The 15,114-nt window shown below is 72.4% G+C and carries 14 protein-coding genes; 4 read left to right on the forward strand and 10 right to left on the reverse strand.

Annotated features, from left to right (window positions below; genetic code table 11):
• Nucleotides 1-163 precede the first annotated feature (163 nt).
• Nucleotides 164-1,216 (forward strand): terpene cyclase, encoded by a 1,053-nt coding sequence (locus ACF1FZ_RS08905; RefSeq protein ID WP_391772686.1) that lies wholly within the window; start codon nt 164-166, stop codon nt 1,214-1,216.
• A gap of 76 nt (nt 1,217-1,292) precedes the next feature.
• On the opposite strand, the gene ACF1FZ_RS08910 is transcribed toward ACF1FZ_RS08905, so the two are convergent.
• Nucleotides 1,293-2,279, reverse strand: coding sequence for a sugar-binding transcriptional regulator (locus ACF1FZ_RS08910; protein WP_391772970.1), 987 nt, complete (start codon nt 2,277-2,279; stop codon nt 1,293-1,295).
• A 139-nt stretch (nt 2,280-2,418) separates the two neighbouring features.
• Nucleotides 2,419-3,102, reverse strand: a complete 684-nt coding sequence (gene rpe, locus ACF1FZ_RS08915; protein ID WP_391772687.1) for a ribulose-phosphate 3-epimerase — start codon at nt 3,100-3,102, stop codon at nt 2,419-2,421.
• A gap of 786 nt (nt 3,103-3,888) precedes the next feature.
• Here rpe and ACF1FZ_RS08920 point away from each other — a divergent pair.
• The gene (locus ACF1FZ_RS08920; RefSeq protein WP_391772688.1) at nt 3,889-4,095 is read left to right on the forward strand and encodes a hypothetical protein; all 207 of its coding nucleotides are present in this window, start codon (nt 3,889-3,891) and stop codon (nt 4,093-4,095) included.
• A gap of 38 nt (nt 4,096-4,133) precedes the next feature.
• Nucleotides 4,134-5,069 (forward strand): TauD/TfdA dioxygenase family protein, encoded by a 936-nt coding sequence (locus tag ACF1FZ_RS08925; protein WP_391772689.1) that lies wholly within the window; start codon nt 4,134-4,136, stop codon nt 5,067-5,069.
• A 32-nt stretch (nt 5,070-5,101) separates the two neighbouring features.
• Here ACF1FZ_RS08925 and ACF1FZ_RS08930 read toward each other — a convergent pair whose 3' ends face one another.
• Both ACF1FZ_RS08930 and fmt read right to left on the reverse strand, forming a co-directional pair.
• On the reverse strand, nt 5,102-6,535 hold the full coding sequence (locus ACF1FZ_RS08930; protein ID WP_391772690.1) for an RsmB/NOP family class I SAM-dependent RNA methyltransferase: 1,434 nt from the start codon (nt 6,533-6,535) through the stop codon (nt 5,102-5,104).
• A gap of 80 nt (nt 6,536-6,615) precedes the next feature.
• On the reverse strand, nt 6,616-7,548 hold the full coding sequence (gene fmt, locus ACF1FZ_RS08935) for a methionyl-tRNA formyltransferase (RefSeq protein WP_391772691.1): 933 nt from the start codon (nt 7,546-7,548) through the stop codon (nt 6,616-6,618).
• 259 nt (nt 7,549-7,807) lie between these two features.
• Between fmt and ACF1FZ_RS08940 the strand changes: the two genes are divergently transcribed.
• Nucleotides 7,808-8,347, forward strand: a complete 540-nt coding sequence (locus ACF1FZ_RS08940) for a hypothetical protein (protein WP_391772692.1) — start codon at nt 7,808-7,810, stop codon at nt 8,345-8,347.
• Between the two features lie 151 nt (nt 8,348-8,498).
• Here ACF1FZ_RS08940 and ACF1FZ_RS08945 read toward each other — a convergent pair whose 3' ends face one another.
• The 6 genes from ACF1FZ_RS08945 to ACF1FZ_RS08970 form a co-directional block, all read right to left on the reverse strand.
• A complete protein-coding gene (locus ACF1FZ_RS08945) occupies nt 8,499-10,643 on the reverse strand; it encodes a primosomal protein N' (RefSeq protein WP_391772693.1) in 2,145 nt (714 codons plus the stop codon).
• 119 nt (nt 10,644-10,762) lie between these two features.
• Nucleotides 10,763-11,971, reverse strand: a complete 1,209-nt coding sequence (gene metK, locus ACF1FZ_RS08950; RefSeq protein WP_391772694.1) for a methionine adenosyltransferase — start codon at nt 11,969-11,971, stop codon at nt 10,763-10,765.
• 241 nt (nt 11,972-12,212) lie between these two features.
• Complete coding sequence (coaBC, locus tag ACF1FZ_RS08955) at nt 12,213-13,415, reverse strand: bifunctional phosphopantothenoylcysteine decarboxylase/phosphopantothenate--cysteine ligase CoaBC (RefSeq protein ID WP_391772695.1); 1,203 nt, start codon at nt 13,413-13,415, stop codon at nt 12,213-12,215.
• 178 nt (nt 13,416-13,593) lie between these two features.
• A complete protein-coding gene (gene rpoZ / locus ACF1FZ_RS08960; RefSeq protein WP_003970369.1) occupies nt 13,594-13,866 on the reverse strand; it encodes a DNA-directed RNA polymerase subunit omega in 273 nt (90 codons plus the stop codon).
• Nucleotides 13,867-13,967: 101 nt separating this feature from the next.
• Nucleotides 13,968-14,585 carry a guanylate kinase gene (gmk, locus tag ACF1FZ_RS08965; RefSeq protein WP_051709907.1) on the reverse strand — a complete coding sequence of 206 codons (618 nt, stop codon included), beginning with the start codon at nt 14,583-14,585 and terminating at the stop codon, nt 13,968-13,970.
• A gap of 38 nt (nt 14,586-14,623) precedes the next feature.
• Nucleotides 14,624-14,947: an integration host factor gene (locus ACF1FZ_RS08970; RefSeq protein WP_014157387.1), complete on the reverse strand. Its 324-nt coding sequence runs from the start codon at nt 14,945-14,947 to the stop codon at nt 14,624-14,626.
• Nucleotides 14,948-15,114: the final 167 nt, after the last annotated feature.

Raw genomic sequence — 15,114 nt, forward strand, 5'->3', positions numbered from 1 at the left:
GGACCCTACCCGAACAGGAATAGCACCTTCGTGATCACGATCCCTGGACCGGGTGACATTGCGTCAGGTAGCTTCAAAACTGCAGGTCCTTACGGTAGGCGCAATGCCGCCACGAGCCCGGAGCACCTGTCACGCGTTCGGCCGGAAGGTTGGGAATCCGCCTGTGGAAAGCGAACTGCCTCAGATCTACTGTCCGTTCCCCCAGCGGAGCAATCCGCACGTGAATCACACCCGTGAGCACCTCGACGCCTGGACGCGGCGCACCGGCCTGGTGCACCGGGAATCGGCCAGGCAGCGCTTCGAGCAGGCCGACTTCGGTGCCTTCGTGGGCATGGTCCACCCGACGGCGGACAGCGAGCACCTCGACCTGGTCGCCGACTGGTTCGTCTGGCTCTTCCTCGTCGACGACCAGCTGGACGACGGCCACCTGGGCCGCAGCCCCGAGCGCGTACGCGACGTGGTGGAGCGGATGCGTGCCGTGGTCGAAGGCAGGGCGCCCGGTCCCCGGCCGGGCGAGGAGGCCCCCGCCGCGCTCGTGGCCCTGGCGGACCTGTGGGAACGTACGATTCCGCAGGCTGCGCCCCACTGGCGCACCCGCTTCACCTGGCACCTCATGACGTATCTGACGACCGCCACCACCTGGGAGGCGGGGAACCGCGCCGACGGTGTCGTGCCGTCGGAAGCGGTGTACATCGCCAAGCGCCGGCACACCGGGGCGATCCACGTGTGCATGGACCTGATCGAGATCGTCGCCGGCATCGGGGCGCCCGAATCGGTCCACAACGACGCCCGGTTCATCACGGCTCTCGAAGCCTCCTGCAACGTCGTGTGCTGGGCGAACGACGTCTACTCCTACGAGAAGGAGCAGGTCCTGGGCGAGATCCACAATCTCGTCCACCTCGTCCGCCACCACCGCGGCTACGGGAAGCGTCAGGCGCTCGAGCACGTGTGCGCGGAGATCGCCGCCGAGACGCGACGGTTCCTCGCCGCCGAGAGTGAGCTGCTCGGCATGTATCCGGAGCTGGCGGGCCTGCTCGTGCCCTATCTCGACGGGATGCGGAGCTGGATGCGCGGGAATCTGGACTGGTCGCGGCAGACCCCCCGCTACAACCCGGCGGACGTCGGCCAGTACGCGGAGCCGGGGGCGTATCTGGAGGAGTCCGTCCTCGGCGTGAGCGCTGATCACGCACCCCTGGGGGCGGGCGACAGCCGTTGAGACCGGTCACGGCGGAGGCCGGGCACCCGCGTGGGTGCCCGGCCTCCGCCGTGACCGGGGGTGGTCGTGACCACGGTCAGTCGTCCGGGTCGGCCCGCTCCAGTGCGGGCCGCTGGCCGGCGGCGGACTCCGTCAGGAGGTAGTCGGCCGCAGCCGTGTCCGTGACCAGGCTGGTCACCAGCCCCGAGCGCAGCACCGCGCCGATCGCCGCCGCCTTGCGCTGTCCTCCTGCGATGGCCACCACCTCGGGGATCCGGCGCAGCCGGTCCGCCTCCACGGTGATGCAGCGCTCACCGAGGTCCCGGCCGACCCGGCGTCCGTCCGCGTCGAAGAGGTGGGCGGACATCTCCGCCGCCACGCCGAGCGAGGCGTAGTGGCCCCGCTCCTCGTCCGAGAGCATGTCGTAGACGGTGGAGATGCCCGGCTCCCAGGAACCGATGGAGACCGCGGCGACCGTCACCTTGTCGAAGTACTCGAAAGCACGGGCGATACCCGTCTGGTGCCGCAGCGCGGCCGCTGTCGCCGGGTCGGGCAGGAGCATCGGCGCGTAGATCGGGTGCGCCTCACCGCCGGACACCTGTGCGGCGCGACGGACCGCCTCGACCGAGCCGCGCTCGGCCGTCCCCGCGTCGTAGACGCCGGTCAGCTGCACGACCGTGCACGGGGGCAGCCGGTCGAGCGCCGCCGCCATGTGGATGGTGGAGCGGCCCCAGGCCAGCCCCAGCACATCGCCCTCGTTGACCAGCTCGCCGAGCAGGTCGGCCGCCACCTCACCCAGATTCTCCGGGTCGGCGGCATCGTCCTGCTCCTCCGCCGGGGACTCGACCACGACAGCGTGCCGCAGGCCGTAGCGTGCCCGGAGCGCGTCGGAGCGCTCCGCGTCCAGCTCCGCCGGTACCCGGATCTCGATCCGTACGAGATCACGCTCGAGGGCCGTCTCCAGGACCCGGGCCACCTTGAAGCGGCTGACGCCGAACTCCTCGGCGATCTGGATCTTCGACTTACCCTCCAGGTAGAACCGGCGAGCCATGGCCGCCGCCTGCACCAGCTCCGCGGGTCCCATCCGCATGGCTGACCGACCCGCCGAGATGCCAGACACCGCGATCTCCTCACTGCTGTTCACACGCCCGATACACCGTTCATCCTGTCAGATGCGGCGATCCCTGATCAGGCCCGTCGGGCCCCGTTCACCTGAGCTTGGTTCAGTGGCCGCACGCCCAGGGTGCGGAAGCCGTGACCGTGTCCGCCTGCGCGCGCAGCGCCCGCACCGCCTCGGCCGGGTCCTCGGCGCCGTAGACCGCCGAGCCGGCGACGAACACATCCGCGCCGGCCTCGGCGCACCGCTCGATGGTGGTGGCCGAGACCCCGCCGTCGACCTGGAGCCACAGTTCGAGGCCGTGCTTGGAGATCAGCTCACGGGTGCGGCGGATCTTCGGCAGCATGATGTCCAGGAAGGCCTGGCCTCCGAAGCCCGGCTCGACCGTCATGATCAGCAGCATGTCGAGCTCGGGGAGCAGGTCCTCGTACGGCTCGACGGGCGTGGCGGGCCTGAGTGCCATGGAGGCGCGGGCGCCCTTCGCCCTGATCTCCCGGGCCAGCCTCACGGGGGCGGCCGCGGCCTCCGCGTGGAAGGTGACCGAGCCCGCCCCGGCCTCGACGTACTGCGGTGCCCAGCGGTCCGCGTCCTCGATCATGAGATGGCAGTCCAGCGGGGTGGCCGTGGCCTTGCTCAGCGCTTCCACGACGGGCACGCCGAGGGTCAGGTTGGGCACGAAATGGTTGTCCATGACATCGACATGGAGCCAGTCGGCGCCTTCCACGGCCTTCGCCTCCTCGGCGAGACGGGCGAAGTCGGCGGACAGGATGCTGGGGTTGATCTGGGCCATGCCCCAAGCCTGCCATGCTCCGTGCCGCTTCCCCGCCCCGGTGCGCCTCAAAGCCTCACGGGATCATTACGGTTCGTGCGGTCCCGGCCCTTCCGTGCCGTGGTTCCCTCCTCCTGTCCTGTCCCGCCGAACCGCCCGGGCGGCCGGCTCCGCGCTTCGGCTCCGGGTGCGGGACGTCACCGGGCCGCCGCCCGAGCCGTCCCGGCAGCGGTCCGCCGAGGTCCGGGCCCGGCGGGCACGGAGGGGGCACCGCGCCCGTCGGACCGCTCAGGTCCGTACCAGGGTGCGGACAGCCCCTGGTGCCCGCCCTGAGGCTGTGTTAGAAACTCCCCATGATAAGCGACCAGTTCCTGAAGGAGTGCCTCAGCATCGATCTCTGCCGTGTGACCAGCTGCTCCTGTTGAGCCCGGCCCGGCAGCGCTGAGCGCTTCCAGAACTGTGCGGCGTCGTCCGGCCGCCCCTCGGGTGAGCCGGCGGTCTCCCCCCGGAATCCTGCCCGTGGCCCCGGACCGGACGGTTCCCGTCCGCGTACGGCGCACCGGCCGCGCCCGCTCCGGGGACCTCTCCTCCCCGTGGCCCGCGGGCGCTGTCGTCCGCACCCCGCGGCCCCTGCCCGGCACGGTCCGCCCTCCGCGGCCCTGTGCCTGCGGCACCTCTCGACGGAGTCCGCCATGAGCACACCCGCCACCGCGGAGAAGCAGCCGCCGGCCGTCGCCCGGGTCCTGGCCGGCGGCAAGGACCTGCGGCTGCCGGACGAGCCGTTCGCCGTCCTGGACGCGTTCGCCCGTGAGCGGCTCCCGGAGGACGGGGAGCACATCGGTCCTGGTCACGCACAGCGTGGACGAGGCCGTCCTCCTCGGTATCCGTGCGGTCGTCCTGAGAGCCGGTCCGGGCACCGCCGCACGCGACACCCCCGTCCCCCTGCGAGGTCTGCCCGAGTACGCCGCGCTGCGTGCCGAGGTCCGCGCGGCGGTACGCGAAACGGCTCGCTGAGACCTCGGCGGGCAGCCCCGGCACAGACAGGAGTTCCCATGTCCCTCACCGCGTCCCTCGGTTCCGTAGCCGCGCTGCGTGCGCCCCGGCTGCCTCCGGACGGGCTGTACGAAGGCCCCCGGCAGCTGCGCAGGCTGGCGCCGGGGCAGCCCGACCGGCCCTACACGCTGTTCGACGTCCTTCCGCTCGGTCCGGTGATCGGGGCCGAGATCGGCGGTGTCGACCTGACCCGTCCGCTCGCGCCCGCCGTGCACGAGGAGCTCGACCGGGCCCTGCTGGAGTGGAAGGTGCTCTTCTTCCGTGGGCAGCACCCCAGCCCTGCCGAGCAGCGGGCCTTCGCCCGCAACTGGGGTGAGCTGGAGACCAACCCCCTGCTGGCCACCGGTGACGATCCGGAGGTCGCGCGCTTCGACCGCGCGTCCACACCGGGCTTCGAGAACGTCTGGCACACCGATGTGACGTTCCGCGAGCGGCCGGCTCTGGGCGCGGTCCTCCATCTGCGCGAGGTGCCTCCGTACGGCGGCGACACGATGTGGGCCGACATGGCTGCCGCGTACGACAACCTTCCGCCGGAGGTGAAGGGGCGTCTGGAGGGGGCGCGGGCGGTGCACGACTTCGTGCCGGGTTTCGCGCGGTTCACGCCCGAGGAGCGGCTCATCCCCTTCCAGGACCGCTTTCCCCCGGTCGAGCACCCGGTGGTGCGGACGCACCCCGCCACCGGACGCCGGATGCTCTTCGTCAACACCTCGTTCACCACCCGGATCGTGGGCTGGGACCGGGAGGAGAGCGACCGGATGCTGCGCCTGCTGTTCCAGCAGGCGCACGTGCCCGAGTACCAGGTGCGTTTCACCTGGCGCGCGGGGGACGTCGCGTTCTGGGACAACCGGGCGACCCAGCACTACGCGGTGAACGACTACGCCCCGCACCGCCGGGTGGCCGAGCGCGTCGCCGTCGCGGGCGACCGTCCGCACTGACGGACGGTCCGCGCGGGTGCGGGACCGCCGGATCAGCCCGTGCGGCGCAGCAGGGCGAGGTACATCGCGTCCGTGCCGTGCAGGTGCGGCCACAGCTGGACGTCCGGCCCGTCACCCAGCGCGGGCACCCCCGGCAGCAGCGGACGGGCGTCGATCCACTCCGCCTCGGCCGGTGCACCGCCACGCCCCTTGAGGACGTCCTCGACGACGACCCTGGTCTCGGCGAGATGCGGCGAGCAGGTCGCGTAACCGACGACCCCGCCGATCCGTACGGCCTTCAACGCCTCGCGCAGCAGGCCGCGTTGCAGGGGGGCGAAGCTCTCCAGGTCCTCCGGGCGGCGCCGCCAGCGGGACTCGGGCCGCCGCCGCAGCGCGCCGAGGCCGGAGCAGGGCACGTCCATGAGGACCCGGTCGAAGGAGCCGGGCCGCCACGGCGGCCGGGTGCCGTCGGCGGTGATCACCTGGTACGGCCCCGGGTTGCCGGCCAGCGCGTGCCCGACGAGCCGGGCACGGTGCGGCTGCTTCTCCGCGGCGAGCAGGGTGGCCCCGCGTCCGGCGGCGAGCGCCGCCAGCAGTGCGGCCTTGCCGCCCGGGCCGGCGCAGCCGTCCAGCCACCGGGTGTCGTCGCCCTCGACCGGAGCGTCGGCCAGGGCCGCCGCGACGAGCTGGCTGCCCTCGTCCTGCACACCGGCGCTGCCGTCCCGTACGGCGGCCAGGGCACCGGGCTCGCCGCCCTCGGCCATCCGCACCGCGTACGGTGACCAGCGGCCGGGAAGGCCGCTCTCCTCGCCCAGGGCCTCCAGCAGCTCCTCCGTGGTCGAGCGTCCGGGGCGGGCGGCCAGCGTCACCTCGGGCCGTTCGTTGTCCGCCTCCAGCAGGTCCTCGATCCCGGCCCGGCCGCCGCCCAGGGAGTCCCAGAGGGCGGAGACGATCCAGCGGGGGTGCGAGTGGACGACGGAGAGGTGCTCCTCGGCGTCCTCGTCGTAGGCGGGCGCCACGCGCTCCACCCACCCGTCGAGGTCGTGCGCGGAGACCTTGCGCAGCACGGCGTTGACGAACTTGGCGCGGCCCTCGCCCAGCACCACCCGCGCCAGCTCCACACTGGCGGAGACGGCCGCGTGGGTCGGGATGCGGGTGCCGAGCAGCTGGTGGACCCCCATGTTGAGCACGTCGAGCACCGGGGGGTCGACGTCGCGCAGCGGCCGGTCGATGCAGGCGGCGACGATCGCGTCGTAGGTGCCCTGCCGGCGCAGGGTCCCGTAGACCAGCTCGGTCGCCAGGGCCGCGTCCCTGTTCTCGAAGCCGCCCTTCGCGCGCGCCTTCTTCAGCAGCGGGGGGAGGACGAGGTTGGCGTAGGCGTCGCGCTCGTCGACGGCCCTGAGCACCTCGAAGGCGAGGAACCTGACCGGGTCCTTCCTGGGACGGCGATGCGGCTTGGCGGGACGGCGACGCTGCTGGTCGTTCACGTGAAAGGTGCTCCGCTGATGGTGAGAGGGCTAACCCGTCCAGCGTACGTCGCCCGCCTCCGCACGCCCGTTCCGAGGCCTCAGAGGCCCAGCAGCTCACCGTGGGCGATCCGCACACCGCGGGCCCAGTCGGCGGCCTTCATCGGCTTCTTGCCCTGCGGCTGGACCCAGAGGAGCTCCACTGCGTGGGAGCCGGTGCCCACGTGCACGTTGTTCTTGCCCGCGGACAGCTCGCCCGGGTCCAGGTCCGTGCGGTCCGGGGCGGGCACGGCCTGGACCAGCTTGAGGCGTTCACCCCGGAAGAGGGTCCAGGCCCCGGGCGCGGGGGTGCAGCCGCGCACCACACGGTCGACCCGCAGCGCCGGCGCGGACCACTGCACCTGGGCGTCCTCGACGGTGATCTTGGGTGCGAGGGTGACACCCTCCGCGGGCTGCGGGACGGCGTGCAGGGTGCCGTCCTCGATACCGTCCATGGTCGCCGCGAGCAGCCCGGCACCCGCGAAGGCGAGCCGGGTGAGCAGATCACCGCTGGTGTCGGTGGGCCGGACCTCCTCGGTCAGGACGCCGTACACCGGTCCCGAGTCCAGTCCTTCCTCGATCAGGAAGGTCGACGCTCCGGTGACCTCGTCCCCGGCCATCACCGCGTGCTGCACGGGCGCGGCCCCGCGCCAGGCGGGCAGGAGGGAGAAGTGCAGGTTGACCCAGCCCCTGGCGGGCACGTCCAGCGCGATCCCGGGCAGCAGGGCCCCGTACGCGACCACGGGGCAGCAGTCCGGGGCGATCTCCCGCAGCCGCGCCAGGAAGTCCTCGTCGCGCGGCCTGGCGGGCTTGAGCACCTCGATGCCCGCCTCTTCGGCGCGCTCGGCCACGGGACTGGCGACCAGCCGGCGTCCCCGCCCGGCCGGCGCGTCGGGACGGGTCACCACGGCGGCCACCTCGTGGCGGCCGGAGGCGATCAATGCGTCCAGAGCGGGAACGGCGACCTCGGGGGTGCCTGCGAAGACGAGCTTCATGGGTGGCGGACTGCCTCTCGGGCCGGAACGTACGTGGCGAGCAGCACACCAGTCTAGGGGGTGCCCGCGGAGTCCCGCCCGGCCTGCCCGGGGCGGCGTCCAGGGGGCGTACGCAGGACCGTGCGCCCCGCGCATACGCACTTACGCCCCTGTTGCGTGACCACTTGGCCGGGTGCCGCGTTGGTCAAGTGAGATTGACCGAAGTGGGCCGCCACCGCGCGGTCCGATCCCTTTCAACGCCGGTTCGAGAGGCTTGTTCATGGCCGACCACGCAACCCACGACGCCCAAGCGCGTGCCAGTCTGCATCTGCTGGTGCGGGACATCGAGCGGGTCCGGCGGCAGGTGGACGCACTGCGTACGCTCACCGCTCAGCTGGGCAACGTCTACCGTCCGCGCCGCTCCGGCCCGTCCGCGGGCTTCGTCGTCTACGGCAGGGCGCCGGCCCCGACGGTCCGGCTCGCGCAGGAACTGCGGGACAGCGTCGAGACGCTGGTCACGGCGGCGGTGGATTTCGACCGCTCGCTGGGCTTCTCGTGGGACGCGGTGGGCTCCGCCCTCGGGGTCACCAAGCAGGCGGTGCACCGCCGTTACGGCGCACGGCGCACCATCCCGCAGCCGGGGGCGGCTGAGACCCCTCCCGAGGGCGGGCACCGTGCGGTGCCCGAGAACACGAACCGTACGGTGCCCGCGGCGCCGGGCTCCTCCCCCGCCCTGCTGCCGACCGTACCCGCGGCCCGTTCGATGCCGCCGCAGCCGTCGGACCGCCCCGGCGCCTTCCCCGGCCCGCACAACGGTTGAGCGCAGCGGTTGACGGCAAGGCCGAGCTCAAGGGCTGCGAGCAGCCGAGCGGGGCCGGTCCCGGCGCGCCCCTCCGGCGGTCGAGGACGCACGGCCGCCGGACGCGCCGGGCCTCCCGCGGCATGCGGCTTCCCGCCCCCGCCCGGGCGCGTCAGCCGATGTCCGGCGGATCGATCCTGATCCGTACGGGCTCCCCGGTGCCCCGGGCCGTCCGCGCCGCCTGCGCGGCCTTCAGCGCGGACGCAAGCGCCGCGCCCCGCCCCGGGGGAACCCTGACCAGCGCGCGCTCCCAGGTCTCGCCGGACGGGGCGTCCCCCTGTCTTCGAGGCCTCCCGGGTGTGGCTCCCGGCACCGGCACCGGGCCGAGGACCTCCGCCTCCGGCGGCAGCTCCGCCCCGGCGAGGCAGGCCGCCACCGCCTCCGGCGGGCCGGTCACCGAAGCCATCCGGGACACCGGAGGAAAACCGAGCTCGGCGCGTTCCGCGAGCTCACGACGGGCGTGACCGACCGGGTCCCACCGGACCAGGGCCTGTACGGGCCGCAGGGACGGCTCGGCCACGATCACCACCGTGCCCCCCTCCGGCTGACCCCGTACGAGCGCGGCGGCGGCCGTCCAGCGCCGCAGCGCCTCCTCGCCCGCCCGGAGGTCCGGCCGGCCGACCATCGCCCAGCCGTCCAGCAACAGCGCCGCCGCGTACCCGCCCTCGGCGACCGGCTCCGCCCCCGGGGTGCTGACGACGAGGGCGGGGCTCCCGGGTACTGACTCCAGTACATGGTCCCGTCCGGACGTCCGGACCGGGACGGCGGGAAAGGCCCGCCCGAGCTCCTCGGCGGTCCTGCGGGCCCCCACGATCTGCGCCCGCAGCCGCACCCCCCCACAGGCTGCGCAGCTCCAGGCCGTCTCGGTCCGCCCGCACCAGGCGCAGTCGAGGTCCCGCTGGTCCGGTGCCTGCAGCGGTCCCGCGCAGTGCCGGCACCGCGCGGATTCGCGACAGCGTTCGCAGGCCAGCCTGGGGGCGTAGCCCCGGCGGGGCACCTGGACGAGCACGGGACCGCTGCGCAGGCCGTCCCGCACCGTCTGCCAGGCCAGGCTGGGAAGGCGCGCCGAGCGGGCCGCGCCGTCCCGCGCGAGTTCCCCGTCATCGACGGTACGCACCAGGGGGGCCGCGGCCCGCAGCTGCTCGCGGTCCGCCCGCAAGGGCAGGGCCCAGCCGCTCTCGACCAGCTGGGCGGCTTCCACCGTGCAGCTCGTCCCCCCCAGCAGGAAGGCGCAGCGGCCGTGCGCCGCCCGCAGCTCCAGGACCTCCCTGACGTGCGGGAAGGGGGCGTTGTCATCGCTGTGACTGGAGTCCCCGTCGTCCCAGAGGGCCACCAGGCCGAGGTCTGCGACCGGGGCGAACATCGCGGCCCTGGTGCCGACCACCGCGCGCACCGAGCCACGTGCCACCGCCAGCCACTGCCGGTAGCGCTTCTCCGGTCCTGAGTCGGCGGTCAGCAGCGCGTGGCGCCCCTCCCCCAGCACGGCGGTGAGCGCGGCGTCGACCCGCCCCGCGCTCCGTCCGTCCGGTACGACGACAAGCGCGCCCCGGCCCGAGGCCAGGGTCGCAGTCATGGCGCGGGCGATCTCCTCGGGCCAGTGCGGCCCGGGCAGCGCCGTCCACACGGCCCGGGGGACCCCGCCCCCGGCCAGCGCCCGCAGGAATCCGGGACCCTGGGCATACCGCTCCCAGGTCCCGGGCACCGGGGCGGGAGGCGGCGGCAGGGGCGCGGGCGACGGTTTGCCCTCGGCGCGCCCGTTCCTGGGCGGCACGGCGAGCTGCAGTACGTCCGCGAGGCTGCCGGCGTAACGGTCGGCGACGGCCCGCGAGAGCTCCAGCAGCTCCGGGCCCAGCACGGGCTCGGGCGAGACGACGTACGCGAGGGCGGCCAAGGCCCCCTGGTAGTCCGAGGAGGCCCGTCGCTCGATCAGGAAGCCGTCGATCAGCCCGCCGCCTTCGCGTCTCCCGCCACGGACCTGACGTCCGCCGGCCCCGAAGCGCACCCGGACGCGGACTCCGGGCTGCGCGTCCGCGTCGAGCTCCTCGGGGACGGCGTAGTCGAAGTACTGGTCGAGGTGAAGGGCGCCCTTGTTCACCAGGACGCGGGCCACCGGCAGCTCCCGGGCGAGCGGGGCGCCCCGCCAGGTCCGCGGCTTGGCACGCGGCACCTTGGCCCGGCGCACCGTCTCCCTGATGAGCGCAAGCTGCTCCGGCGCCCCGGCACCGGGTTCGTCGGACCGCTCGTCGTCGCTGCTCACAGCCACATTCCTACCAGACGTCACTGACACGTCCCGGCCGTACGGGAGGGCCCCACGACGCCGGGGCCCGGACACCTCGTACGGTGTCCGGGCCCCGGCGTGAAGGACGACGAGCGGTGCTAGAGCCCCGCGGCCTCGCGCAGCGCGTCCACGCGGTCGGTGCGCTCCCAGGTGAAGTCGGGCAGTTCGCGGCCGAAGTGGCCGTAGGCGGCGGTCTGCGCGTAGATCGGGCGCAGCAGGTCGAGGTCGCGGATGATCGCGGCCGGGCGGAGGTCGAAGACCTCGCCGATGGCGTGCTCGATCTTCTCCGTGTCCACCGCGGCGGTGCCGAAGGTCTCGACGAACAGGCCCACCGGCTCGGCCTTGCCGATCGCGTAGGCGACCTGGACCTCGCACCGGGTCGCGAGACCGGCCGCGACGACGTTCTTGGCGACCCAGCGCATGGCGTAGGCGGCCGAGCGGTCGACCTTGGAGGGGTCCTTGCCGGAGAAGGCGCCGCCGCCGTGGCGGGCCATGCCGCCGTACGTGTCGATGATGATCTTGCGGCCGGTCAGGCCCGCGTCACCCATCGGGCCGCCGATCTCGAAACGCCCGGTCGGGTTCACCAGCAGACGGTAGCCCTCGGTGTCCAGCTTGATGCCGTCCTCGATGAGCTGCCCCAGGACGTGCTCCACGACGAACTCGCGGATGTCGGGTGCGAGCAGCGAGTCCAGGTCGATGTCCGAGGCGTGCTGCGAGGAGACCACGACCGTGTCGAGGCGGACGGCCTTGTCGCCGTCGTACTCGATGGTGACCTGGGTCTTGCCGTCGGGGCGCAGGTACGGGATGGTCCCGTTCTTGCGGACCTCGGACAGACGGCGCGAGAGCCGGTGCGCGAGGTGGATCGGCAGAGGCATCAGCTCGGGCGTCTCGTCGCACGCGTAGCCGAACATCAGCCCCTGGTCGCCCGCGCCCTGCTTGTCGAGCTCGTCCTCATCGCCCTCGACCCGCTTCTCGTAGGCGGTGTCGACACCCTGGGCGATGTCCGGGGACTGCGCCCCGATCGACACCGAGACACCGCACGAGGCTCCGTCGAAGCCCTTCTTGGAGGAGTCGTAACCGATCTCCAGCACCTTGTTGCGCACGAGGTTGGGGATGTCGGCGTACGCCTTGGTCGTGACCTCACCCGCCACATGCACCAGACCAGTGGTGATCAAGGTCTCGACGGCGACGCGCGAGGAGGGGTCCTCACGCAGGAGCGCGTCGAGAATCGTGTCGCTGATCTGGTCAGCGATCTTGTCGGGGTGACCCTCGGTGACGGACTCCGAGGTGAAGAGACGGCGGGACACATCGCTCCCTGGGGTTGCAGCGGCTGCTGGCTGATCATTGATGGAACTCCGGGAGCTGCGCCCGGCACATTCCGTCGACCAGTTTATCGGTCGCTTCCGGTGATTGGGTCACGCGTCTCGCCCCTTGGGAGGTCTGTGACCTGCGGCACTGTTGACAGCGGTACGACGATCACTCCTCCCAGGCGCGAGATACGACTGATTATCGTGCCTTTACTTCCCATCGGGGCGGCGCTTACGCAACTTAGCCGAAACGTGCCGCCACCAGGTCCCACACCGTGTCGGCAAGGGCTTCCTTCGGCCCGTACGGCACAGCGGTCTCGCCGCCGTCGGCCCCGAGCACGACCGCCTCGTTCTCCTCGGACCCGAAGGTCTTGCGTTCCCCCACCTCGTTCACGACGAGCAGGTCGCACCCCTTGCGGCGGAGCTTCTCGCGGCCGTTGGCGAGGACGTCGTCGGTCTCGGCGGCGAACCCGACGACGAGCTGCCCCGGCCGGGCCCGGTCCGCGGCGACCTCGGCGAGGATGTCGGGGTTGCGGACGAGTGCGATGGGGGCCGGCTCCTGGCCGTCCTTCTTCTTGATCTTCCCTGTCGCGTAGGCGGCCGGCCGGAAGTCGGCGACCGCCGCGGCCATCACCACCACATCGGCGTCGGCCGCCGCCTCCAGTACCGCCTCGCGCAGCTGTACGGCCGTTCCGACGCGCAGGACGTCGGCGCCCGCGGGGTCGGGAAGTCCCGTGTTGGCCTCGATGAGCGTCACCCTGGCGCCCCGCGCGACGGCGGTGCGGGCGAGTGCGTAGCCCTGCTTGCCCGAGGACCGGTTTCCCAGGTAGCGCACCGGGTCGAGCGGCTCACGGGTGCCGCCCGCACTGATCACCACGTGCCGGCCCGCGAGATCGGGGGCGCCGGGGCCACGGGCCAGGACGCGGCGGCAGACCTCGAAGATCTCCCCCGGGTCCGGCAGCCGCCCCTTGCCCGTGTCCACGCCGGTGAGCCTGCCGACGGCCGGCTCGATGACGACGGCTCCGCGGCGGCGCAGGGTGGCCACGTTCTCCTGGGTGGCGGGGTGCTCCCACATCTCGGTGTGCATCGCGGGCGCGAAGACGACCGGACAGCGCGCGGTGAGCAGGGTGTTGGTGAGGAGGTCGTCGGCGAGGCCGTGGGCGGCCTTGGCGAGCGTGTCGGCGGTGGCGGGGGCGACCACGACGAGATCGGCTCCCTGGCCGATCCGGACGTGCGGGACCTCGTGCACGGTGTCCCAGACCTCGGTGGACACGGGGTTCCCGGAGAGGGCCGACCAGGTGGCCGCCCCGACGAAGTTCAGGGACGATCCGGTCGGCACGACCCGTACGTCGTGGCCGGACTCGGTCAGCCTGCGCAGCAGTTCACACGCCTTGTACGCGGCGATGCCTCCGCTGACCCCCAGCACGACCCTCGGCTTCTCCACTGCGTCTCCCCGCACTCGTGTCTCCGCGCACTCATGTGCGGCCTCGTGGCGCACGCCCTCCATGCTGCCTCACCGGCCGGGCCGGCCTCCGGCGGGCCCGGCCGGTGACACACCACAGGCCCGGCGGTCACCGACCGCCGGGCCTGTGGTGAAGGTGCTTTTCCTGCCTGCCGCCTGCTTACTGCGCGGGGCCCTCGATGGCCTCGGAGGTCAGCAGGCCCGCGTTGATCTCGCGGAGCGCGATCGAGAGCGGCTTCTCGTGGACGTGGGTGTCGACGAGCGGACCGACGTACTCGAGGAGGCCTTCGCCGAGCTGCGAGTAGTACGCGTTGATCTGGCGCGCGCGCTTGGCGGCGTAGATCACGAGGCTGTACTTCGAGTCGGTGGCCTCGAGGAGCTCATCAATCGGCGGGTTGATGATGCCCTCGGGCGTGGTGATGGAAGAGGACACTCTCTGCCTTCCGAAGGGGATAGAGATCAAAGAGATCTTTGATCATGCTGGTTCCGCAGTGGTGATGCTCTGCGTCCGTGGACCGGTGAGGACCGGTGAGGTCAGTCGTCGGTGCCGCGGAGGCCGGAAGCCTGCAGCATCAACGTTAGCAGCTCGCGCGCCACGTCCTCGACGGAGGTGTTGACGAGCGTCGTGTCGAACTCCGCCTCCGCGGCCAGTTCGACCTTCGCCGCGGCGAGCCGGCGCTCGATCACGTCCGGCGCCTCCGTCCCCCGGCCGGTGAGCCGGCGCACCAGCTCGTCCCAGCCCGGCGGCGCGAGGAAGACCAGCTGCGCCTCGGGCATCGACTGGCGGACCAGCCGTGCGCCCTGGAGGTCGATCTCCAGCAGAACCGGCTCGCCCGCCTCCAGGCGGTCGAGCACGGCCCGGCGCGGCGTGCCGTACCGGTTGCCGGCGAACTCGGCCCACTCCAGCAGCTCGCCGTTGGCGATCAGCTTGTCGAACTCCTCGTCGTCCACGAAGAAGTAGTGGACACCGTTGCGCTCGCCGGGGCGGGGCTTACGGGTCGTGGCGGACACCGAGAGCCAGACCTCGGGGTGAACCTTGCGCATATGCGCGACGACCGTGCTCTTGCCGACCCCTGAGGGGCCGGAGAGCACGGTCAGCCGCGGACGTACGTCCGGGGGTACGGGGGACGTCCCCCGGGATGTTGCAGCCATGGGGCGATTATCCCCGTTCTCAGGAGTGCCTGAGAACGTCAGGCGGCGCTGCCGCCGAACTCACGCTCCAGGGATGCGATCTGGTTGGAGCCAAGACCCCTGACCCGGCGGCTCTCGGAGATGCCGAGCCGCTCCATGATCTGCTTGGCGCGGACCTTGCCCACGCCAGGCAGGGACTCGAGAAGAGCGGAGACCTTCATCTTGCCGATGACGTCGTTCTCCTGGCCCTGCTTGATGACCTCATGGAGCGAGGCGCCGGAGTGCTTGAGTCGATTCTTGACCTCGGCCCGCTCCCGGCGAGCCGCGGCGGCCTTTTCGAGCGCGGCTGCGCGCTGTTCAGGGGTAAGGGGCGGAAGAGCCACGCCTACGTCACCTCGGATGTCGATCTGTCGGATACGGACCGGCGCGGAACCTGATGGCTCCGCACCTGGTGAGCAACGAACAACCTGTACTCGTTGGCTCTCGACGGAGACTAGCGGCCAAGACCGCCCGAGTCAGCGAGAACAGCGGAAAAGTCCTGGTCAGCCTT

The sequence above is a fragment of the Streptomyces sp. NPDC014623 genome, assembly GCF_043088245.1.
Classification (GTDB): domain Bacteria; phylum Actinomycetota; class Actinomycetes; order Streptomycetales; family Streptomycetaceae; genus Streptomyces.

Bases quoted from the DNA above. Each gene is read 5' to 3' on its own strand.
- gmk (WP_051709907.1), bottom strand. From the start codon at position 14,585: ATGGCTGCAACATCCCGGGGGACGTCCCCCGTACCCCCGGACGTACGT.
- ACF1FZ_RS08910 (WP_391772970.1), bottom strand. From the start codon at position 2,279: ATGGGACCCGCGGAGCTGGTGCAGGCGGCGGCCATGGCTCGCCGGTTC.
- rpe (WP_391772687.1), bottom strand. From the start codon at position 3,102: ATGGCCCAGATCAACCCCAGCATCCTGTCCGCCGACTTCGCCCGTCTC.
- ACF1FZ_RS08925 (WP_391772689.1), top strand. From the start codon at position 4,134: ATGTCCCTCACCGCGTCCCTCGGTTCCGTAGCCGCGCTGCGTGCGCCC.
- fmt (WP_391772691.1), bottom strand. From the start codon at position 7,548: ATGAAGCTCGTCTTCGCAGGCACCCCCGAGGTCGCCGTTCCCGCTCTG.
- ACF1FZ_RS08940 (WP_391772692.1), top strand. From the start codon at position 7,808: ATGGCCGACCACGCAACCCACGACGCCCAAGCGCGTGCCAGTCTGCAT.